This is a genomic window from Pedobacter sp. PLR (assembly GCF_026239675.1).
Classification (GTDB): Bacteria; Bacteroidota; Bacteroidia; order Sphingobacteriales; family Sphingobacteriaceae; genus Pedobacter.
Genome location: NZ_JAPIVQ010000001.1, coordinates 51,302 through 73,389 on the forward strand (window position 1 = coordinate 51,302; position 22,088 = coordinate 73,389).

Below are 22,088 nucleotides of genomic sequence, written 5' to 3' on the forward strand. Positions count from 1 at the left end.
CAGCCTTCATAATAGCCTGGAACTACTCGATTTCGAAATCGAGTAGTTCTACTTGCCTACTGAGTTTTAATCCTGCAGCCATAGTATATCAGGAGATGAATTAATTATGGGCTTAGGTTGACCAGGCCGTTTTTCACAGCGAACAAGACGAGTCCAGCGGTGTTATGGCTTTTTGTTTTTGATAACAAGTGTTTCCGATGTCCTTCAATAGTGCGTGCACTTAAAAAAAGTTTATCAGCAATTTGAGTAGTACTTAACTCCATACAAATCAAATGAAGTATTTCCTTTTCACGTTTGGTGAGCGCCCACTTAATTTCCCATGGCTTCTTGTTTTGCACAACTTTAAAAACAGATGGACATTGGGCATCTTGAATTGCCTGAAGGTTTGTATAAAACCCACCCCTGTGAACAATATTAATTGCACTAATCAGCTCGTCCTTGTCACAGTTTTTGATGAGGTATGCGCCAAGCCCATCTTCAATCATTTTTGAAACCAGCTTCGGTTGGGGATGTAAAGAGAGGATAATTACTTTTATGGAAGGAAAGTACCTTTGCAGTTGATGGTTAAGCTCTATACCGTTGATTTCCGGCAGATCCATATTCATCAGAATTACATCTGGTAATTTTTGCGCACTTTCCAATAGCCGCAAAAGCTCAGTGCCATTCTCTGCCTGGATGTTAAGACAGAGCCCCTCTTCCTGCGCTATCAGCGTAGCGAGTGCCTGCCTAAATAGTTTTTGATTGTCAGCTATCGCCAAATGAATCATAAGTCAATGTTAATCACTCTTAACTTCGTAGCCTTATCCTTATTAATAAGCGCATCATTCAGGACTACGGGTAAAATTATTTCTTTAACTATAGTGTGATAACTACCTGCAATCACATATTATAGACAATAAATTTTAAATTATAAGACATTGATGTTGCTAAAACACATTTCGTTATAATTAAAGTTAATCTTTTCACTTCTTATATCCTAGTATTATTACATAGAATTGCAACAAAAAATTAAACATTTACATAAGATGCAAGATTTTGTTTGCTTAGTTACGCATAGCAACACTCCCTGGTTAGGGTTAGAAATGTGTCGTAAAAGCAAAAGGCCGTATCCTATGATACAGCCCAGTGCCTGATTTGATGTTTTTTATCATTTCCCCCACATGCGGTTTATAAACTTCCGACTGGGGCGCTCTACCCACTGGTAAGTAATGTATGATATCAGAATGAGTAGAATTAAATAGACTATGCAATACAGCACTCCAATTGAAAAATCAATATTCTGTTTACCCCTCCCTATTCCTACAGTACCCGGCAGATATGCACCATGCGAAAATGGTTCTTGCAGAAAGATTTGCATGAGATAAACGGAGTAAGAGATATTCCCTAAGAATTGCAAGAATTTCCGGTTACAGAAACTAGCTATCTTACCTTTGTTTGCGGTAAAGCTGAGCACAAGAATAGCAAACAGAAAAACCGTTAGTCCATCATTTAGCGAAAAATGCATAGACACGATTATCGCAAAAATGCTGAGCAGAGATGCCATATCCGAGGAGAACGCTTTTCTGACAGCGCGTAATTCGTAGAGCAGATATATGAGTACACCAGCTGTAAATCCGGCTATTCCCCGAATATACCCGTAATCGAATGTTGTATTTAGATTATGAGGAACTGGTATAGCGGGATTAATAGGGTTTACCCGGGGCAGTAAATACATGATTGCATAATATGCCACTACCACAAGTATGACTAAAAGTACCACTGCAACAGTCTTCTTTTTATTAATAAATAGAGCAATTACCGGAAACAACAGGTAAGCAGCCCATTCCGCACTGATACTCCAGGAAGGAATATTCCAGGAATAGATGTTGGTAAAGCCAAAGGAATGAAGTAGAAATATATTCGGCAAAATATCGGCTGGCTGTTCAAAGATAATGGGCGGATTGCCCCAATCGGTAACCCAGCGCACAATTACTACCAACAGCAGGAGTGAAAATAAATGCAGGGGATACACTCTTGCAAATCGGGCAACAAGAAAGCTTTTCAACGATCCTGCCTGTATTTTGTTTTTAAAATGGTTGCTATAGACATGCATCATAATAAAGCCACTCATAATAAAGAACAGGTCCACCATCAGGTAGGATTTTTCAAAAAACATCGTTGTTTCCGCAGGAACAAACCGGGCAACAGCCATTTCAAAATGAAATACTGCCACAAGTAATGCCGCGATGCCCCGTAAGGCGGTTAACGAAGGAAGGTACTCAACTTTATGATCTGTTACTGGAATAGGTTTAGCAATTACTGTCGGTATTTCCCTGGCGGGAGGAGAATAAATAGGGATTTGGTTCATATGGTATCTGGTTGTTTATAGAAAGGAATAAGCGGTGATTGTAAAAGTTAGGATATTTTTTTAAATAATAAAATAAATATCGTTCAGTGTACTTTTAAATCCACCTCCTATGGCAACTGAGCAAGTTGACCAATCTTATTAAACGTGATTGTTACATTTCCAAAGAAAAACTAATACTGTAGTTTTTAGGACTTTCAGCCAGTGGATGGTTCCATGGAAATCAGACATGGTCATTATTTACAATTTCCTGTAGTTTCAAATGATCTGTTATGAGAATTTTCCTCCCTGTTAAGGTCAGTATATTTTGTTTGGCAAAGTCATTTAAAACTTTAAATAAGGTCTCATAAGTGGTACCTGCAAAGGAAGAAATATCTTGCCGGCTGATTTCTATATCAATGAAACCATGCTCATCGATACCAAATTGCTGGTGAAGGGAAATAAATGCCTGTGCAATACGCGCTTTAACGGACATATGAGCTAAATCCCGCATACTTCTATGGGAGTCATCAAGTTCATTTGCCAGAAATCGAATGAGTTGATAGGCCAGTTCTGTGTTTACTTTTAAGGTACTTTCAAAAAAGCTCATTTCCAGGTAACAAACTACAGATGGCTCCAGGGCTGTTGCCGATACCGGATACAGCAGCCTTTTGCCTAGTCCCATGTGGCCTATAATGTCTGCCGGTCTGGCAAAACGGATAATCAGTTCCTTATCCTTATCCCATCTTTTATGGACTTTAAAACTGCCTTTGTGCACAAAATAAATTCCATTAACGGCATCCCCTTCTTTAAAGATCAACTCCCCCTTTTTCAGCTCAAAATTCCTTTTCTGTACTGCCAAAGCAGGAAGCCATTCCGGCAAACAGAGTTTACATAAGAAACACTTTTTAAGATCACAAGCATTACCGCATTCTTTCATTCTTCAAATATGCAATTTTTACAACAAAACCTTAGCCACCAGATTGCAAGGAATAGATATTCAAGCGCTAATAACATTGTAAAAACAATACTATTTACCATCAATTACAAATTAATAAACAAATAATATAATTTAAACAATATTCATAGCTTCCGAATATGAATTACAAACTCTACCTTTGCGGCGGTTCGCTCAAAGCGGGCCTTTAATAAACTCATATCATGAAGAGATCCAAATCTCAGTTCCTAAAAAAACGCTTGTTACAGATATCCCTTTTATCCATTGGCGTAGCCATTCTCATTAGCCTGATTGCCAAAATCCTGGTTTTATTGATCAACCTGGTGACTAATCTATTTTTCTACGGTTCATTTGATCTGGCTTTTCATAGTCCGGCAGAAAATACGCTGGGATTATTTGTCATCATTATTCCGGCAATTGGAGGTGTTTTAGTAGGACTGATGGCATTATTTGGTTCTAAAGCAATCAGGGGTCACGGCATACCGGAAGCAATGGAACAAATTTTAACCAACCACAGCAAGATTAAGCCGGCTATTGCTTTTTTGAAACCCATTTCATCGGCAATCGCCATTGGATCCGGAGGTCCTTTTGGAGCCGAGGGGCCAATTATTGCGACCGGAGGCGCGTTAGGTTCTACCATTGGTCAGCTTTTTAAGATCACTCCCAACGAGCGCAAAATCATTCTTGCCGCGGGTGCTACAGCAGGGATGTCGGCCATATTCGGTACGCCTATTGCGGCCATTTTCCTTGCCATTGAACTGCTGCTTTTTGAGTTCTCTCCTAAGGCGATTTTACCTGTGGCACTGGCCTGTATAACGGGAGCAGCAGGACATCAGCTTCTTTTCGAATCTGGTCCGGTTTTCCCAATGCCTGATTTAGAAAGTCCGACGAACTTTGCATTGGCCATTTATAGTGCCATTGGTATAGTTATTGGATTTATCTCTTTGGCCCTTACGAAAATAGTTTATTGGGTGGAAGATGCTTTTGAAAAGCTTCCTGTTCATTGGATGTGGTGGCCGGCAATTGGTGGACTTGTTGTAGGCCTCATCGGATATTTTTTCCCACATACACTTGGAGTGGGTTACAATAACATCATCAATATGCTTTCCGGAAAGATTCCGTTGGCACTGATGCTTAGCCTGTGTTTTTTTAAATTTCTTTCCTGGGCAATTGCGCTTGGCAGTGGCACTTCAGGAGGAACCCTGGCTCCTCTTTTAACGATCGGCGGTGCGGCAGGAGCTATTATAGGAACGTTGATACAGCTGTTTTTCCCGGAAACGGGGATTAGCATTCCTATGGCTGCACTTGTTGGTATGTCCTCCATGTTTGCAGGTGCTTCCAGAGCCTATTTAACGAGTATCATTTTTGCTTTGGAGTCAACCATGCAATCACAGGCCTTGCTTCCATTATTAGGCGCTTGTACCGCTTCTTACCTGGTTTCCTTTTTCTTTATGGAAAACACGATTATGACGGAAAAAATCGCCAGAAGGGGTATTTACACACCCGATGCCTATGAACCTGATATCCTTAGAAGAATCGTTGTTTCCCGGGTGCTTGGAAAGGGCAAAAAGATGGTTCAGCAAACAGCTTCCATTGAAGAATTAATATTAAGAAAGGTCCCGGTATTAAGTCCTGGTGATCCGCTTTCTAAAGCCGTAGAGCTGATGGCCATCACTGGTGAAGAAGTTTTGCCGGTTATGTCCGGCGAAAATGCAACGCTGATTGGCATGCTTAGCTATAATGATGTGCTCCATGCCTATGCGTTATATCATCAGGAGAATCAGGAAGCCGGAATTAACCTTTCGCTTAAAAGACAACGTATAAAAATCATAGTAAAGAGTCGTAAATTTATGAAACAACAGGGTGTGAAAACAACCCGGTAACCTTGCGTTAAAGCGTGCATTGTTATTTTTATTTTTTAATAATTCCTGTTGACATACTGCTGTCAGTAGCTGGTTTTAGATTTGTCTTATTAAACCTCATCATCTAAAAAGATAAATCATGAACACGACCACAGCACAACTGATCAACGCAACAGAATTACTGGCACACTGGCAGGGACACCGTGCCTTAACAAGAAGGGTAATCGAAGCCTTTCCGGAAAAGGAGCTTTTTAATTATTCAATTGGAGGTATGCGCAGCTTTGCCGGAATGGTGATGGAACTGCTTGGCATTGGCGCACCAGGAATACAGGAAATCGCTACTGGTAAGATTACTGAACTGAATGAACATTTTGAAGGCATCACCCAAAAAGAGCAATTGCTTAAATTATGGGACGAAGCTACAGAAACGATCAATACCTATTGGGAGCAAATTCCTGAAGAAAAGTTTTCTGAAGAGATTACTGTTTTTGGGCAGTATAAAGGAACAACGTGGTCTTCTATTTTCTATTTTATAGATAATGAAATCCACCATCGCGGTGAAGGTTATGTATACCTGCGCAGCCTGGGTATTACCCCTCCTTTCTTTTTTGAAAGAGCCTAAGAAGCCTTTCCATACTGAAGAAGGTTGCTAAGCCATCCAGAGTTTGTCTTGTCAAGGTTTACCCGACAAGACAAACTCTGGATGGCTTATACCAGACCGGCTGTTATTTTCAGTTTGGTACTAGTTCCGGAAGTTCAAGATTGGCCATTACTTTTTTTGCCAGATCATGGACCCTCAGTTTCATATATTCAGGTTCCAGGATCTCTGCAACGTCTCCAAACATCAGGTACCAGCGGGGAAAGCCTTCATCAGTTCCGTTGATCATAAAAATCATTTCTACCTGGTTGCCCCTGCTCTTTTCTTCTACAAATCCGTAATGTTTTCTACTGCTTTGCAGGTATTTCGCCGTTTTCTTTTCGACCAATATCCTGACCCTGGTTTTCTCCTCCCAATTCGATTCTTTATTTCGGTATTGCTCCAGAGGGCCATGTGCAGTCAGATATGGCTGATTAGTTCTTCTGATCTGTGCAATTCGGTCGGTGCGGAACTGCCGGTAATCCTGCCTCAAAAGACAATAACCTAAAACATACCAAAAGTTATTTTCATGAAAGAGCCCAACGGGTTCAATAGTCCTTTGCCCCGGCTCCTCGGCTTCAAATGCCTGATACCATAACTCCAGCTGTTTCTGCTCTGCAATACTTTCCATAATGAGCTCTAAAGCATCAGGCACATTTTTATTAAAAAGCACCTGGCCTGGCCGGACAAGTATTTGCGATTCCAAAGCACTGATCCAATCCTTATCCTTATTTCTCATCACCGACTTTACTTTGAACATTGCCGAAGTAAAATACGCACCAAGGGTTTTATCGGTCATTTGTTGCATGAGTTTTTCTGCGGCAACAAAACTACCGGCTTCCTCGCGGGTAAACATAACCGGAGGCAGGCGGTATCCCTCCATAATAGAATACCCGGAGCCGGCTTCGGATAAAATAGGTACACCAGAGCTCTCCAGACTACGGATATCCCGGTAAATTGTGCGAAGGCTAACCTGAAAACGATCGGCAAGTTCCTGTGCTTTTACAATCCTGCTGGACTGCAACTGGATAAGTATGGCTACGATCCTGTCGAAACGTTTGGGGCTTTCATCGATCATTTTATCATTATTTGTTACCTGCTAAGATAACCATTCTCTGAACAAAAAATATTGAACCCCAATCTGTATTTCTTTATTCAAAAGAGGTTCTAAATGTAACCGGTGACACAGACATCTTGTTCTTAAAGAGCTTATTAAAGGATTGAGGATATTCGAAACCTAGTTTATAGGCAATCTCACTCACCGATAAACTTGTTGTTGTCAGTAGCTCCTTAGCGCGCTCCATCAATTTGTTTTGAATGTGTTGTTGCGCATTCTGACCGGTAAGCTGCCTTAGCATATCACTCAGATAATGGGGAGAAACGTTTAATTTCGCGGCAAGCAGTTGTACTGTAGGTACACCTTTCAGGATTAAACTGTCATCTTCAAAAAACGCAGTCAATAGCCCTTCAGCGCTGACTAACAGATCATGACTCACATGTTTCCTCGTGATAAACTGCCTGTTGTAAAAACGGTTACAATAGTTCAGCAACAATTCTATCTGAGAAATCATCACATCCTGGCTATACTGATCAATAGGAGAAAGGTATTCTTGCTGAAGCGACTTCATGATAGCGATCACCTGAAGTTCTTCTTTATCAGATAAGTGTAGCGCTTCATTGACGGCATAAGAAAAATAACCATACTCCTTTATGGCTTTAGACAGCGTATAATTTAAGAGAAAGTCGGGATGAATTACCAGCCACCAACCGGACAGCTTTAAATCAGGGGTAATTTCTGTAGTTACGACCTGATTTGGCGAAAAGAAAGACATCACTCCCTCATCAAAATCGTAGTCATTCTGTCCGTATTTCATTTTCCCTTCAAAACCTTTTTTAAGTGCAATACAATAAAGACCATAAGCCAGACTTTTGTAAGCTTCATCTGAAAAGCATGTTATTTCTTCAAAATCAATCACACTAACCAATGGATGTTCCGGTTTTGGCAACGCCAGGATACGGTGCAATTCAGAAATCGAATGGATGACATAGGGCTTATGGTTCTCTTTTTTCATGACCTGAACAAGCTAATGATAATTTATTGGTTAATCGTATTCATATCTATGACAAAGCGATACCGTACATCTCCTTTCAGCATTCTTTCAAATGCAGTATCAATGTTTTTAATATCAATCAGCTCAATATCCGAAACGATATTATTTTCCGCACAGTAGTCCAGCATTTCCTGAGTCTGAGCCAGGCCACCTGCACCAGATCCAGCCAGGACTTTATTACCGCCAACAATTGAAAATGGTGAAACGCTAAGCGGTTCAAGTGGAATGCCGACACAGATATGAACACCATTCGCTTTTAACAGCGATAAATAGACATCAATATCATGTTTGGCGGAAACCGTATCAAGAATAAAATCAAATGAAGATTTCACAGTTGAGAGTTGCGCCTCATCCTGAGTGACCACAAAATTGTGAGCTCCTAAAGCTTTTGCAGCTTCCCTTTTTGATTCTGAAGTACTTAAAACCGTTACCTCCGCTCCAAAGGCTACACCAAATTTCACGGCCATGTGTCCCAATCCCCCTAAACCTAGTACGGCTAATTTATGTCCTTTACCAACTTTCCAGTGGCGAAGTGGAGAATAGGTCGTAATGCCAGCACAAAGTAATGGTGCTACTGCGGCAAGTGACAGTTTTTCAGAAACGTTCAGGACAAACTCTTCTCTTACCACAATATTATTGGAATAGCCACCATATACCGGTAAACCATCCCTGCCGATATGATTATAAGTTTGTACGCCTGTAGCACAAAATTGTTCCTGGTGGTTATGGCAATTTTCACATTCCAGACAGGCATCCACCATCACACCAACACCAACTAAATCTCCTGTTTTAAATCGGCTGACCTGATTGCCAACCGAAGCTATTTTACCTACAATTTCATGACCAGGGACCATCGGAAAAACACCGGAAAACCAGTCGTTTTTAATAGCATGGAGGTCAGAATGGCAAACGCCACAGTATAAAATATCAATCAACACATCATTTTCTCCGGGGGTTCTTCTTTCAAAATCCCATGGAGCTAAATTCGTATGTTCATTTTGAGCAGCATATCCTTTTGATGGTATCCTGCTAATTGTTTTCTCTTCTAGCATTAAACAAAGATCTTTTATACCTAATCGCCAAATGTATCCACATTGAAGCTTTTTGTATCCGGATTGAATGAAAACAAAGGTTATTCCAGTTCTATTAATAATTCAGTGCAATTTACAAGTCAGATCTGCCCTTCAGTAGGTGTCATATTCTCCCACATCCAGTTGTGATGTGTAATGACCTGCACTGCACTTAAATGCGGGCGATCGGCTGTAGTATGGCCATCTCGTACGACTGTAACCGCATAATCATACTTAACTTTTCTAATAATGATTTCAGGCCGGTTTGATAAAATGAGTCATTGGCTGTCTTATTTATAAAATGATCCTAATTTGCATCTATTTTGGCCGCAAATCTAAAGTATCTGGCCGTAAAACTTCAATGCGGAGCGATAAATAGCAAATCGTTTGCTAACGTAAGTTAAAAATCAATCACCTGCTTATCTTTGATAAATCGGGTATTTTTTACCGCACCTGTGCCATTGAAGCGATATTGCAGGCCTATGATATCAGCAGGCTTACCAGAAAACGTAAGCGAGTAAGCTTCATTGTCATTGATAAAAAAGCGTATGTGTTGGTTTTTTGATTCTACCCTTATTTTCACCCATTGATCCAGGTTACAGCCAAATTTTGACAGATCAGCATCAATGCTCTGTACCTTCGTACCTGCTACATACAGAGAAAGATCCCCTACACAGCCTTTGGAACAAAGCGGTAACTGATGACATCATCTTTACATAGAATCAGCACGTCTACGCGCTGACAGGCCGCAGTCCCCTGGTTAAAATCGCTTTTCAAAGTCGTCTCAAAAATAAAGTGATTATTCTGTATCCCGGCGATATCCCGTACATTAAAAAAGCGCAATTTCGGCAGTGATGGCTGTAAAGGTATATTATACCGGGACAATAAATCCTCATTGACTTCTACTTTATTCTTTGTCAGCACCTCTTTTGTTTTAAAATAAAGCGGAACACCTCCATTGTTTTCTACCATTGCCAGCCAGCCGCCGGATGAAATCATTAAATCATGCTCCTTTACGATTTGATTGCCAACGATTAACTTAGCCCTGTAATAGCCCGGATTATAATAGATAGCAGAATGAATATGCTCCAATGGAGATACCGCTACTTTCCGGTTCAGGTCCCAGGACTGCGCAATAAACACAGAATCAGTCCCGGCAGCGGCTGCATTAAAATTGAAAACAACAGAGTTTGGTACTCCTTCCATTTTGATCTTATTACTCCTAAATACGTATGCTGTATGATTAGCTGGAGCTTTAATTTCGGCATTCGAGAAAAATACCAGGCAGCCAATAATCAGTAATGAGATCAGTCCAGGGAGCCAATATTTCGATTTCAAGAACTTTTTATTTGCATTCTTTGCTGCTGATCTGGCCTCAGGAAGTATTACCGGTGTTTCCTCCAATGACTTTTGGTGTTTAAACGTTCTCCAATTGTCATATCCAGCAAACTTTGCTAATGTATTTAATGTGGTGGTAGTGGGTACATTCGTGTATTTCAGTTTCCCCCAAAGACGTTTTAAGGTGGTTACACTTAGTATTACACCTGTCCCCTTTTTGATCTCAACACTCAACCGCTCAAAATCCTGTCCTGTCCATTCCTTGCCTGATCCCCACCCAAGCCTTTCCTCTATTACTTCCAAACACTTTTTAACACGCTCGACCTCCAAATCATTATCCATTATATATCAATCAGTTAACACAACAGTATCTATTTTGCACGAGTTTGCACGCTTTTGGCGCGACCTTGAATAGCTTTTTATCAAATAATTGTTCACATTTGACAAACTTATTCTTTTAAAGGTAAACAATTTACAACAAAAATAGCACACACTAATATAAACCCCATGTATAGGAGAGAAATAACATCAACAACCACTGCTTTATTGCTCATGATCTGCACCATGGTATGCGTTTCCAATTGCGTCAGGGCCCAGAATTTAAAAGATAAGTTTAGATTGGTCAACCGTACGGTCAGTCTGGAGCAAAAATCCGGAGCAGTACACCTGAATGAAATGGACAGTGCTGGCATTGCATGGATAATTGGCAAGGAATTTACAAAGGGTACAATTGAGTTTGATCTTAAGGGAAAAGATGAGTTTCAAGGCAGCTTTGTTGGAATTGCTTTTCATGGACTAAACGACACAACCTACGAATCCGTTTACTTCCGGCCGTTTAACTTCCGTTCAACCGACTCAAATAGAAAGGCCCATGCCATACAATACACAGCCCTTCCTGCATATGACTGGCCAATACTGAGGGAGAATTTTCCAAATAAATACGAACAACCGATCTCAGCTGCCATTGATCCTAACCAATGGTTTCATGTAAAAATACAAATATCAGCAAATCAGGTCAGCGTTTACGTAAATGGAGCTAAACAACCAGCCCTTGATGTGCGGTCGTTGGCCCACACACAAGGAAAAATGATTGGTTACTGGGTAGGAAATGGCTCTGGTGGGAACTGGAAAAATCTAAAGATCACACCAGAACGATAATCATTATAATGATGCAATTTAGTTTTTAGGAAGTCTTTCAAGTAGCTTTGCCGATTCTTTTTTAGACAACACTTTTGGCGTAAATGTAATTGGCTGTAAAGGCAGGTCATTTTTATCTGTTGGGGATAAATTGATGGCATCAGCAACCTCCATGCCTTCTACAATTTCGCCAAACACCGTATAATCCAGATCCAGACGAGGGATTCCTCCGATAGTTTTGTAAGCTGCTCTTTGTGCCAAAGAATATTGGTGACCTTTCTTTTTTTCCATCGCATCCAGCGCTGCGTCAGTCTGTGGTTTACCGACTACCAGGTAAATTTGGGTCAGATAAGAACTGTGTTCCGGATTGTCATTTCTACCGGCCCCCAATGCTCCCTTTTTATGAAAAAGGGCAGGAACAATCTCCGCAGGGATACGCGCTAAAGGCTTTTCAGGGCTCAGTTTTTCTCTGTCGAGGATAGTCTCATCTAACTCTCCCCCCTGACTAACAAAGGCCTTAATCACCCTGTTAAAAGCGGCATCATTATACAAACCTTTCTTTATACTTTTCAAAAATGCATCCCTGTGTTTGGGTGTTTCCTCGTAAAGCATCAGGGTGATATTCCCCTTATTCGTTTCCAAACGTACAAATCGTGGTTGTGTGTAACCAATAAGGGTAATTAGGACTAATCCTAAAGTGATCAAAAGAGATTTCATGTATTAAATTTTTGGCAGGCTATAACCGTTGTGGTATGGAGCCATTAAGTATTTACTGTTAATTTGTTTATTGGTAAACTGGTTTTTCTGCGCATCCCAGGTTAGCTTTTCACCGCTTTTATAAGCGATATTGCCCATTTGCGCAATGCTGGCCACATGGGCACCTGCCTGAATGGAACAATTCAGCTCTTCTCTTTTCCTTGACCTCACACAGTTAAAGAAGTTGATCATGTGGTTATTAAGACCATTATCTGAGGCTTTTACTAAAGGTTTACTGACCTTATTTCCGCTTTGTCTTTCTTCTATTACTTCCCACCCTCCTCTATTCAGAATTAGCGTTCCGTTGTTACCGATATAAGCGATTCCATGGTCTCTGTTGTAAGAACCATTGTCGATACCCATCGCAGAATCCCATACCATATTGAATTTATCAAACTCGTAAAGTGTGGTCAGGGTATCGGGTGTTTCTTCGTACAAATCCGGATAGGCAAAACGGCCGCCTAATGCAGAAATACTTTTCGGAATGGGCGATCCCATACCCAGTAAACCATAGTCCAGTAAATGTACGCCCCAATCCGTCATTAAACCTCCTGCGTAATCCCAAAACCAGCGAAAATTAAAGTGATATCTGCTGGAGTTAAATGCTCTTTTTTGCGCTGGTCCTAACCATAAATTATAATCTACACCTGCCGGAACTGAAGCATCCGGAACGATTGGTCCAGGCTTCATCCAACCCTGATAACACCATACTTTAACGGTCCGGATGTTGCCGAGTTGTCCGCCTTGCACAAAATCTACCGCATCTTTGAAATGCTGCTGACTCCGTTGCCATTGCCCTGCCTGCACTACCTTGTTATATTTTTGTTGTGCATCCACCATCGTTCTACATTCCAGGATTGAATTGCCAACAGGCTTCTCTACATACACGTCCTTCCCAGCTTCACAAGCATGGATCATCATTAAGGCATGCCAATGATCCGGCGTTCCGATAATGACCGCATCAATATCCTTATTATCCAGCAGGGCACGATAATCCTTATAAGTTTTAACCTTTGAAGCATCCACATTTAAGCCTTTCAAGTCTCCCATCCGTTTATCCAGTACATTTTGATCTGCATCACAAAGGGCCATCAAATTAACTCCGGGAACTTTTAGCGCTGCCACCAGGTCCGACCACCCCATTCCGTTAATGCCAATTACCCCGATATTGATCTGGTCGTTGGCACCAATAGTCCGTTCATACAAAGCATAAGCAGGATTGTCTAGTGCAGAAAGCAGGACAGTGCTGCCAATTGCGCCGGCACTATTGCGGATAAAGTTTCTTCGGTTGAGCATCGTATTTTCTTTAAAGGTTCATAATGAAGGTAAAATACTTAAAATCTTTCATCCTACCAAAACACGCCCTATTGACGTTTAAAGCATGTTGATTAAAAAAAGAAAGTATTATAACTTAAATTGATAGTATTACTATTACATTTGCAGTAAAGACATTTAAAATGGATCAGTTACTCGCAAACATCAAAATACAGGTGAACGACAAAATTTATGTCAAGGACCCTGAAACCACTACGCTCGGAAGGAAGATCATCAAGAATAGTTTAATCATGATGGATGAAATTGGCTTTGATAATTTCACCTTCAAAAAGCTTGGGGAGCTGATTGGTTCCAATGAGAGTTCTATTTACCGTTACTTTGAAAACAAGCATAAATTATTGGTCTATTTATCCTCCTGGTATTGGAGTTGGATTGAATATAAGATGGTATTTGCCACGGCCAACATTACTGCTCCTTTAGACCAATTACTAAAGGCACTGGAAATCGTGACCGAAAAAATTGAGGACGATCAGAACACACCTTACATTAATGAAGCTTTATTGAATAAAATCATCATTGCAGAATTCACTAAGACATTTTTAACGAAAGAAGTTGATGAAGAGAACAAAGAAGGCTTCTTCCTGATCTATAAAAGAGTGATCAACAGAATGGCCGCGATGGTGATCCTGATCGCGCCGGCATACCCTTATTCCAAAAGTTTAATTTCCAGCATTGTGGAGGGTGCACTACACCAGCATTTCCTGAAAGACCATTTCAAAACCATTACTGATTGCAACGAAATGGTTAGTCCTTCAGATTTCTACAAACACCTTATTCAGCACCTTTTAAGCCCTAAATCATGAGCCCCGCAAAAAGATTTTTCAGTCTGCTAAAACTTGATAAAAAAGATGTTACGCAGATATTTTTCTACGCGATAATTGCCGGACTCATCAGTCTCTCCCTGCCTTTAGGGATTCAGGCAATTGTGAATTTTCTTCAAAGTGGCAGGGTTAGCGTTTCCTGGATCATCCTGGTGATTGGCGTAGTTACCGGCGTTGCTTTTGTGGGCATTTTGTCGCTCATGCAATTGCGGATTACAGAAAATCTACAACAGAAAATTTTTGTACGCTCTTCTTTTGAATTCGCTTACCGGCTTCCGAAAATCAAATTCGACGAGTTGTACCAGGATCTCTACCCTCCTGAAATTGCCAATCGCTTCTTTGACACTTTAACCATTCAGAAAGGCGTTTCAAAGCTGTTGCTGGACTATTCTTCTGCCTTGCTTCAAATTGGTTTTGGAATCATTCTGCTGTCGCTATACCACCCCTCCTTTATCCTTTTTGGGCTATTGCTGGTGATCTTACTGTACCTGATCTATAAATTCTCCTATACGCGTGGAATTGACACGAGCATGAGTGAGTCAAAATACAAATATCGTGCAGCAGAATGGTTACAGGAGATTGCGCGTAATAAACATAGCTTCAGAAAGTCATTGAATTTCGACTATGCGCTTCAAAAGAACAACACTTTAACCAATAATTACCTGGATTACCGCGAGAAACACTTCAACATCATCAAGCGTCAATATGGGCAGTTGATTATCTTTAAAGTGATCATTACGGCTGGCCTGCTTCTGATTGGAGGTTATCTGGTATTGAACCAGCAAATGAACATCGGCCAGTTTGTGGCCTCAGAAATCATCATCCTTTTAGTCATTAATTCGGTAGAGAAAATTGTACTTGGTCTGGAAACTTTTTACGATGTACTGACTGCGGTAGAAAAGATAGGAAAAGTAACGGATATGGAGATTGAGGAAGTCCAGGAAAGTGAACGTAAGCAGCTTTATGATTGCATCACACTAGAAGCTGATCAATTGTCTATGAGATTCCCGGATTCCAAAAAAGACATGTTAAAAGACATTTCTTTGAAAATTGAGCAGGGCGAAAAAATCATTCTGAATGGAGGAAATGGTGCTGGAAAAACCACCCTAATCCGAACCCTTTCAGGAATATTAAAACCTACCAGCGGGGCCTTGTTTATCAATGATGATACTTTCCGAAAAATTGACATCAACCAGTACCGTTCACAAATTGGCACCATCATTCAGGGGGAAAGCCCTTTTGAGGGTACTATCCTGGAAAACATCACATTCAATGATCCTGCAATTACTGATCAGGATATACGCTGGGCACTAGATGCCGTACAGTTAAGCAGCTATATTAAGACGCTTCCTAATGGCCTGGACACTAAAATACTCCCTGAAGGCAAGCAAATGTCATCTTCCAACGCACAGAAAATTCTGCTGGCGAGAAGTATTATCCGTAAACCTGCAATCCTGCTTTATGAGGACCCGACAGACAGATTGGATCCCGACACTGCCGATGCAATTATCGACTTCATTTGTTCCGAAAATCAGGCCTGGACGGTTGTTGTATCTTCTGCTAACCCAACCTGGAAATTGAAATCCAACCGATCCATCACCATGGAAAACGGAAAAATTATCAGCGACCTAAAAAAATAAAGACATGCTCCATCTATCTGATCAGAATCATACGCAAAAACATTTACTCGAACGCTATAGCGCGGTCAAAAACCTGAGTAACCGGCCGCACTACAAGGTGCTGAACAGGGTGATTTTAGCACTCTTTGTCATTGGAATTATTGTGCTTTTTCTTCCATGGACGCAAAACATATCCGGTTCCGGAGCCGTAACCGCCCTAAAACCCAACCAGCGTCCACAAACCATAAATACGGTCATTCCCGGTAAAATTGAAAAATGGTACGTGCAGGAAGGGGATTTTGTAAAAAAAGGAGATACGATCATTTTCCTTTCAGAAGTAAAAGAAGATTATTTTGACCCGAACCTGCTGCAAAACACAAAAAACCAGGTTGACGCCAAGAAGATGGCATTGGAATCTTATGGCGGAAAAGTAAATGCATTAAATACTCAAATCACGGCATTGGAAGGTGAAAAAGCCCTGAAACACCAACAGGCAAAGAATAAAATCAAACAGTCTCTTTTGAAAATAAAAAGTGACAGCATGGATTTTGAAGCGGTAAAAACACAGGTAAAAATTGCAGGTACACAATCTGAACGCTCCATACAGCTCCACAAAGAAGGACTTAAACCCTTAACTGATGTTGAAGAAAAGCGGTTAAAACTTCAAGATGCACAGGCAAAACTGATCACCCAGGAGAACAAGCTATTGACTTCAAGGAATGAGTTCATCAATGCAAGATTGGAAATAGACCGCCTCTCTGCAGAGTATGCAGAGAAAATATCTAAAACCAGCGGTGATAAATATACCGCAATGAGCAGTCAGTTTGATGCCGCAGCACAACTGAGTAAACTGGAAAATCAATACGCCAATTACAGTATCCGTAATGGCCTGTACTACATCAAAGCTCCACAAGACGGTTATGTAAACCGTGCATTACAATCAGGGATAGGCGAAACCGTAAAAGAAGGCGTCGCTGTTGTCAGTATCATGCCCGCAGTTTACGAGCTGGCTGTGGAGACTTATGTAAGTCCGATAGACCTGACGCTTTTAAAAAAGGGCGAAAAGATCCGCGTTTGGTTTGATGGATGGCCGACAATTGTGTTCTCAGGATGGCCTGACATGTCTTACGGCACCTTTGGAGGGCGAATTGTGGCCATTGAGAATTTCATCAGCCCAAATGGCAAATACAGGGTCTTAATTGCGCCCGATGAAGCTGAAGATCCATGGCCGAAACAATTGAGCATGGGCTCCGGCGCAGAAACCATTGCACTTTTGGAAACCGTCCCTGTCTGGTTTGAAATATGGAGAACTCTAAACGGCTTCCCACCTAATTATTATCAATCGGAAAAACCTGCTACTTCTAAAAAATAAAGGCATGAAAATCAAATTATTTGTATTGCTGCTGTTCCTATTCGTTTGCCGTACACCAGTCAGCGCCCAACAGTTTAAACCAGAAGTACTGAGCTTTAATGAGTTTCTGGGCTATGTAAAAAAGTATCATCCGGCAGTGCGTCAGGCAGATTTATTACTCAGCAAAGCCGAGACCACACTCCTGATGGCTCGCGGTGGTTTTGACCCAAAGCTGGAAGTAGATTTCAACAATAAACAGTTCAAAGGAACAGCGTATTACTCCCTGTTTAACAGCAGTTTTAAATTACCTACCTGGTATGGAATAGAGGTTAAAGCTGGTTTTGACACCAATGAAGGCTACTATCTAAATCCACAAAACAAGACACCGGACAATGGTTTAGCTTCATTAGGGATTACTGTTCCTTTGGCACAGGGCTTACTTATCAATCAGCGGATGGCCGACTTGCGGATTGCAAAAATCCAGCTACAGTTGAGTAAATCCGAACGCCAGTTGCAGGCCGTAAATGTAATTTATGAAGCCACTACAGCTTATATCAACTGGAAAAGGACTAATGAGGAAGCAAAACTTTACCAGGAATACCTGTCTTTCGCAGAAAAAAGGGCGACCGCTGTAAAAAACTTGATTAAGGCTGGAGATAAGGCTCCTGTCGACAGTATAGAGGCAGGAATTGTTGTTAAAAACAGGCAATTAAATGTAGCTGAAGCCCTGTTAAAATTAGCCAAATCAAAACTCGAACTCTCTAATTACCTCTGGATCGAGAACACTCCTATGGAGCTAAGAGAATCAATCATCCCTGAAGATGACCTGGAAGATGTGATTAAGCTAGCGCTCAATTTTGAGGAGGCAGTAACGGAAGACCTGGTTTTAGCTAATCATCCTAAGTTAATGGCAATGCAAAACAAAATTGAAATACTGGGTATTGAACAAAAATTAAAACGCAATATGTTATTGCCGAAACTGGATGTTGGTTACCATTATTTATCTGACCCTTCTTATCTTAACGATTACCAGACTGGCAATTATAAGTTTGAACTAAAATTCAGCGTCCCACTTTTCCTGAGAAAAGAAAGGGGGGCTTTGAAATTAGCAAAGCTGAAAATCTCAGATCAGCAGCTCGACCTAAATCTGGAACGCTTACAATTGAAAAACAAAATTACCGCCCAGCAGGCAGAAATAAAGTCCATTCAACAACAAATTGCCATTACCGCTTCGCTGGTAAGCGATTATAACAAAATGTTGCAATTTGAGGAAAGGTTGTTTCTAATGGGAGAAAGCTCAGTCTTTTTACTCAATTCCAGAGAAAACAGCCTTGTTAGCACTAAATTATCCAGCATTGCACTTCAAAACAAGTTCTTGATTTCCAATGTAGACCTGTTTAAAATGAAAGCAAATACAGAATAAGGAGTTTAGGTTTTAATAATGCATTTTAATGACCATACTCCTGCCTTGTTCCTGTTTAAACCTGGTATCTTCAAATTTTGGTGCCGATAATTTAGGGATGAAATTTCTGGAAAAGGCGTAACCTTCTTTTGGAATACCAAGTATATTGGTGTTACATTTTCCATCACTGTTTTCGTCATGATATAAGGCTACAGCGTACTCTCCTTTAGGCAAATCATTGAAAGTAAAAGTCTCCGTTCCTGATTTCACCTCCCTGATCATTGATTTGTATTCCTTTCCTTTTTTAATAAACGAAGCCTCGCTATTGTACAAGCTGACCTGAATTTTCCCTTTCAGCTCTTTGATATTAGTAACCGTGATTTTTAAGGGACTTTGCTGCGCGTAACCAATTTGAACAGCAAATAACAATATTATTCCAATTAGATTTTTCATAGTTATACATTTTTTAATGGTCAGAAAACGACCATAGGTCATGATATTATAGTTCATTAAAAAACCGCGAGGCCATTTCCTTATCCTTATGAAGGAGGGCATGAAAGGGTTCTGATTTTTTCAGCAGTTGCTTTTTAACGGTGCCACTAAACACTGCCGCCAGTGTTCTTTTTATAGGCGAGACTGAATGTTTCAGTTTTTCAAAATAATCCTCGAGGGTATCCCTTCTGAAATGCAGCAGTTCTTCCAGCTCATCACCATCGGCATAATATCCGCAGTGAAAATTCTTCTCCGCAAAAGCGTGTTCCGGAAAATCCATTTCACCAAGTCCAAAAGCCTTAAATGAGCGGCTTAGAAACTTCTCGTAAGTTGTGCGGCACAATGCCCCACCTCCAAGATTAAAGGTCCTGCCGGCCAATGATGTCCGGTGTTCGATTCCATTTACAAAGGCTCTGGCGGTATCCTCAGGTGTCAAAATCTCCATCGAGGTCGCCAAAGGCATGTGGAACATGATACCGGAAGGCTTGTGATTGTTTAAGCCCATAATTGCGGCAAGGCGGAAAATGCAGAAATCCAGTCCGCTATTACGGATCAGCTGTTCAGACTCGATTTTGGTGACCGCGTAATGGTCTTCCGGGCTCGGTGACAAAGAATCTGTAATCTTAATCCAGGGTGTATTTAAACGATCCCCATAGACTGAAATCGAAGAACTATACATCAAAAATGCCTTCGGCGAATGTTGCTGTAAACCAAGAATCAGGTTTTTAGTACCATTCACATTGACGGCATGCGCCAGTTCCCGTTTTTCATCTGCTAATGGTGGGATGATTGCCGCCAAATGAATCAAACAGTCCTTTTCCATGCAAACCTCCGCTACTTTTTCCGGATTAGTAATATCCCCATAAACCACTTCCAGCTGTTTTTCAAAAGGAGCTAATAATTTTACGGAGTTGTCTGTCTTTTGATCAAAGGCGGTAATCTCATATTTATCAGACTGCAATACCAACTGTTTCAACACTTCGTAACCAACTGTTCCTGAAGCTCCTGTCAATAAAATTCTCTTCTTCACTTTCATATCCGCTATTTAATTTTGTAGACAAGAATTTGTTTATTATTCCTGATCATTTATTAATAAGCATTTATTATTCCAAAAAATTCAAATTCTAATTTATAGCCTGGTCGGCCCCCCTAAAAAGAGCAGATAATCTAACCATAATGCCACAAGCCAAACACCAGACTAATCCCAATAATATACAGCTCATTCATTTTATATTTCTTCATTAAGATCAGGGTGATAATAATCCAGATGATGGCCGCTATATCCATGTTTTGAAATCCGACTCCTCCGGGAAAAACAATATCTTTTCCCAGGAATAAAGTCAGGTTAAGAATAACCCCGACCACCGCAGCAGTAACGAAGCTCAGCACATTGGTGATTTTCTGATTTCCATGCGCCTTTTCGATGATTGGGCCTCCAACAAATATGAATAAAAATGAAGGTAGAAAAGTGTGAAAGGTGGTTAGCAGCAAGCCCAGAATACCCATGGAAATGGAGGCATCAAAATGATTGTATGCGGCCATAAATCCCACAAAAGCAACCACAATAATTAGTGGCCCCGGGGTACTTTCAGCCAGAGCAAAACCATCGATCATCTGCATTTTACTCAGCCAATGGAGTTTAGTAACGGCGTATTGCGCCACGTATGGCAATACCGTATACGACCCCCCGATGGTCAGGAAGGCGGTTTTAGAGAAAAAGAAGGTCAGCTCCCGCCAAAAGGCAAAATCACTGGTAAAATAATATAGAGCGACGGTAGGCATCAGCCAGAGTAGCATAAAAACCAGGATTTGTATTCCTGAACCTTTCCAGGTGGTGCCCGTTCCCGCAGCAACAGAATCCTTGTTGAAATAGTATTCATTTTCCTGTACCACAACCTGATTCTTTTTGCTATGCTCCTGATGAATTAAATCAGGCCATAAATAATTGAATACTATTGCCAATCCGATAGTTCCAAGAATGATAAACACCATAGAAATATTGAAAAAGAAGATGCAGGAAAAAGCGATTGTGGCGATGACAACATGATAACGTGTACGGAGTGCTTTTTTTCCGATTCCCAGCAAGGCCACTATAATCATGGAGATCACAGCAGGTTTGAAGCCATCAAACATGGCAAACATCCAGAGTTGATTTCCGAAGTAAACATAGCATACACTCAATAAAAGAAGGATAAACATGGCGGGCAGGACAAAAAGTATTCCTGCTGCTAAACCTCCCTTCCTCCCATGAAGCTGTCTGCCCATATAAATGGCCAGTTGTTGTGCTTCCGGTCCGGGCAATAACATACAAAGATTTAATGCATGAAAGAAACGGCTGTCACTGATCCATTTTTTTCGCTCCACCAGGAACTCATGCATGATATTAATGTGCCCGACAGTCCCGCCGAAGCTAATCCATCCTAATATAAACCAAAATTTTAATGCGTCCTTGAATAAGGGTTTTTCTGTCATGTGGTGTTTTTTCTGCCCATAGCAATGCCCTTCCCCGTATGGGGGATGTTAAATCAATTGCTAAAATTATGCAGGTTTAAAAAAATCAAACTGAACGGCTGTCGTCCGGAATTAGCCGCAGTTTTGTTAGTTATTTCTTGTTTCTGACGTGAAATTAGGCAAAAACAATGGACCACCAAAGGTATTTATGATGTATTTTTAGTTGCGATTTAAGGCCGGAATAAGGCTTTTTAAGCACAGAACACCAGCGTTTTTATATCGGGGGTTGCGGGCAGAGCATCAGAGTCTTAGAACTATTTAAAGCGCCGCCGGATTTAACCTTAGTTCCAACTCCTGTTTTTACCTTTCCTAAAAGAGAATTGCTGAAATACAAGAAGCAGGAAAATACAGTTATAAAAAACTGA

Annotated in this window: 20 protein-coding genes; 7 read left to right on the plus strand and 13 right to left on the minus strand. The window is 40.8% G+C overall.

Annotated features, from left to right (window positions below):
• Positions 1–104: 104 nt before the first annotated feature.
• The 3 genes from OQX61_RS00175 to OQX61_RS00185 form a co-directional block, all read right to left on the minus strand.
• A complete protein-coding gene (locus OQX61_RS00175; RefSeq protein WP_265839617.1) occupies positions 105–767 on the minus strand; it encodes a response regulator transcription factor in 663 nt (220 codons plus the stop codon).
• Between the two features lie 380 nt (positions 768–1,147).
• Positions 1,148–2,347, minus strand: a complete 1,200-nt coding sequence (locus OQX61_RS00180) for an acyltransferase (protein ID WP_265839618.1) — start codon at positions 2,345–2,347, stop codon at positions 1,148–1,150.
• 220 nt (positions 2,348–2,567) lie between these two features.
• Positions 2,568–3,263: a Crp/Fnr family transcriptional regulator gene (locus OQX61_RS00185; RefSeq protein WP_265839619.1), complete on the minus strand. Its 696-nt coding sequence runs from the start codon at positions 3,261–3,263 to the stop codon at positions 2,568–2,570.
• Between the two features lie 221 nt (positions 3,264–3,484).
• On the opposite strand from OQX61_RS00185, the gene OQX61_RS00190 reads away from it, so the two are divergent.
• Positions 3,485–5,164: a chloride channel protein gene (locus OQX61_RS00190; RefSeq protein ID WP_265839620.1), complete on the plus strand. Its 1,680-nt coding sequence runs from the start codon at positions 3,485–3,487 to the stop codon at positions 5,162–5,164.
• A gap of 118 nt (positions 5,165–5,282) precedes the next feature.
• Positions 5,283–5,765, plus strand: a complete 483-nt coding sequence (locus OQX61_RS00195; protein ID WP_265839621.1) for a DinB family protein — start codon at positions 5,283–5,285, stop codon at positions 5,763–5,765.
• 109 nt (positions 5,766–5,874) lie between these two features.
• Here OQX61_RS00195 and OQX61_RS00200 read toward each other — a convergent pair whose 3' ends face one another.
• From OQX61_RS00200 to OQX61_RS00220, 5 genes are all read right to left on the minus strand, one after another.
• On the minus strand, positions 5,875–6,858 hold the full coding sequence (locus tag OQX61_RS00200; RefSeq protein ID WP_265839622.1) for a YafY family protein: 984 nt from the start codon (positions 6,856–6,858) through the stop codon (positions 5,875–5,877).
• A 73-nt stretch (positions 6,859–6,931) separates the two neighbouring features.
• The gene (locus OQX61_RS00205; protein WP_265839623.1) at positions 6,932–7,852 is read right to left on the minus strand and encodes a helix-turn-helix transcriptional regulator; all 921 of its coding nucleotides are present in this window, start codon (positions 7,850–7,852) and stop codon (positions 6,932–6,934) included.
• Positions 7,853–7,875: 23 nt separating this feature from the next.
• Positions 7,876–8,943 carry an NAD(P)-dependent alcohol dehydrogenase gene (locus tag OQX61_RS00210; protein WP_265839624.1) on the minus strand — a complete coding sequence of 356 codons (1,068 nt, stop codon included), beginning with the start codon at positions 8,941–8,943 and terminating at the stop codon, positions 7,876–7,878.
• Positions 8,944–9,361: 418 nt separating this feature from the next.
• Complete coding sequence (locus OQX61_RS00215) at positions 9,362–9,544, minus strand: hypothetical protein (protein WP_265839625.1); 183 nt, start codon at positions 9,542–9,544, stop codon at positions 9,362–9,364.
• Between the two features lie 86 nt (positions 9,545–9,630).
• Positions 9,631–10,641, minus strand: a complete 1,011-nt coding sequence (locus OQX61_RS00220) for a hypothetical protein (protein WP_265839626.1) — start codon at positions 10,639–10,641, stop codon at positions 9,631–9,633.
• Positions 10,642–10,806: 165 nt separating this feature from the next.
• Between OQX61_RS00220 and OQX61_RS00225 the strand changes: the two genes are divergently transcribed.
• Entirely contained in the window at positions 10,807–11,457 is a 651-nt protein-coding gene (locus tag OQX61_RS00225; protein ID WP_265839627.1) for a hypothetical protein, read from the plus strand.
• Positions 11,458–11,475: 18 nt separating this feature from the next.
• Here OQX61_RS00225 and OQX61_RS00230 read toward each other — a convergent pair whose 3' ends face one another.
• On the minus strand, positions 11,476–12,153 hold the full coding sequence (locus OQX61_RS00230) for a peptidylprolyl isomerase (protein WP_265839628.1): 678 nt from the start codon (positions 12,151–12,153) through the stop codon (positions 11,476–11,478).
• A 3-nt stretch (positions 12,154–12,156) separates the two neighbouring features.
• A complete protein-coding gene (locus OQX61_RS00235) occupies positions 12,157–13,488 on the minus strand; it encodes a Gfo/Idh/MocA family oxidoreductase (RefSeq protein WP_265839629.1) in 1,332 nt (443 codons plus the stop codon).
• Between the two features lie 161 nt (positions 13,489–13,649).
• Here OQX61_RS00235 and OQX61_RS00240 point away from each other — a divergent pair, with 161 nt between their 5' ends.
• The 4 genes from OQX61_RS00240 to OQX61_RS00255 are packed head-to-tail and all read left to right on the plus strand — an operon-like array spanning position 13,650 to position 18,741.
• Positions 13,650–14,330, plus strand: a complete 681-nt coding sequence (locus tag OQX61_RS00240; RefSeq protein ID WP_265839630.1) for a TetR/AcrR family transcriptional regulator — start codon at positions 13,650–13,652, stop codon at positions 14,328–14,330.
• Positions 14,327–15,988 carry an ATP-binding cassette domain-containing protein gene (locus tag OQX61_RS00245; protein ID WP_265839631.1) on the plus strand — a complete coding sequence of 554 codons (1,662 nt, stop codon included), beginning with the start codon at positions 14,327–14,329 and terminating at the stop codon, positions 15,986–15,988. The genes OQX61_RS00240 and OQX61_RS00245 overlap by 4 nt, the downstream gene beginning before the upstream one ends.
• A gap of 4 nt (positions 15,989–15,992) precedes the next feature.
• Positions 15,993–17,339, plus strand: a complete 1,347-nt coding sequence (locus tag OQX61_RS00250) for a biotin/lipoyl-binding protein (RefSeq protein WP_265839632.1) — start codon at positions 15,993–15,995, stop codon at positions 17,337–17,339.
• Positions 17,340–17,343: 4 nt separating this feature from the next.
• Positions 17,344–18,741, plus strand: coding sequence for a TolC family protein (locus OQX61_RS00255; RefSeq protein WP_265839633.1), 1,398 nt, complete (start codon positions 17,344–17,346; stop codon positions 18,739–18,741).
• Between the two features lie 12 nt (positions 18,742–18,753).
• On the opposite strand, the gene OQX61_RS00260 is transcribed toward OQX61_RS00255, so the two are convergent.
• From OQX61_RS00260 to chrA, 3 genes are all read right to left on the minus strand, one after another.
• On the minus strand, positions 18,754–19,173 hold the full coding sequence (locus tag OQX61_RS00260) for a DUF2141 domain-containing protein (protein ID WP_265839634.1): 420 nt from the start codon (positions 19,171–19,173) through the stop codon (positions 18,754–18,756).
• A gap of 46 nt (positions 19,174–19,219) precedes the next feature.
• Complete coding sequence (locus tag OQX61_RS00265) at positions 19,220–20,248, minus strand: NAD(P)-dependent oxidoreductase (RefSeq protein WP_265839635.1); 1,029 nt, start codon at positions 20,246–20,248, stop codon at positions 19,220–19,222.
• Positions 20,249–20,379: 131 nt separating this feature from the next.
• Positions 20,380–21,684 carry a chromate efflux transporter gene (gene chrA / locus OQX61_RS00270; protein ID WP_265839636.1) on the minus strand — a complete coding sequence of 435 codons (1,305 nt, stop codon included), beginning with the start codon at positions 21,682–21,684 and terminating at the stop codon, positions 20,380–20,382.
• Between the last annotated feature and the right edge of the window lie 404 nt (positions 21,685–22,088).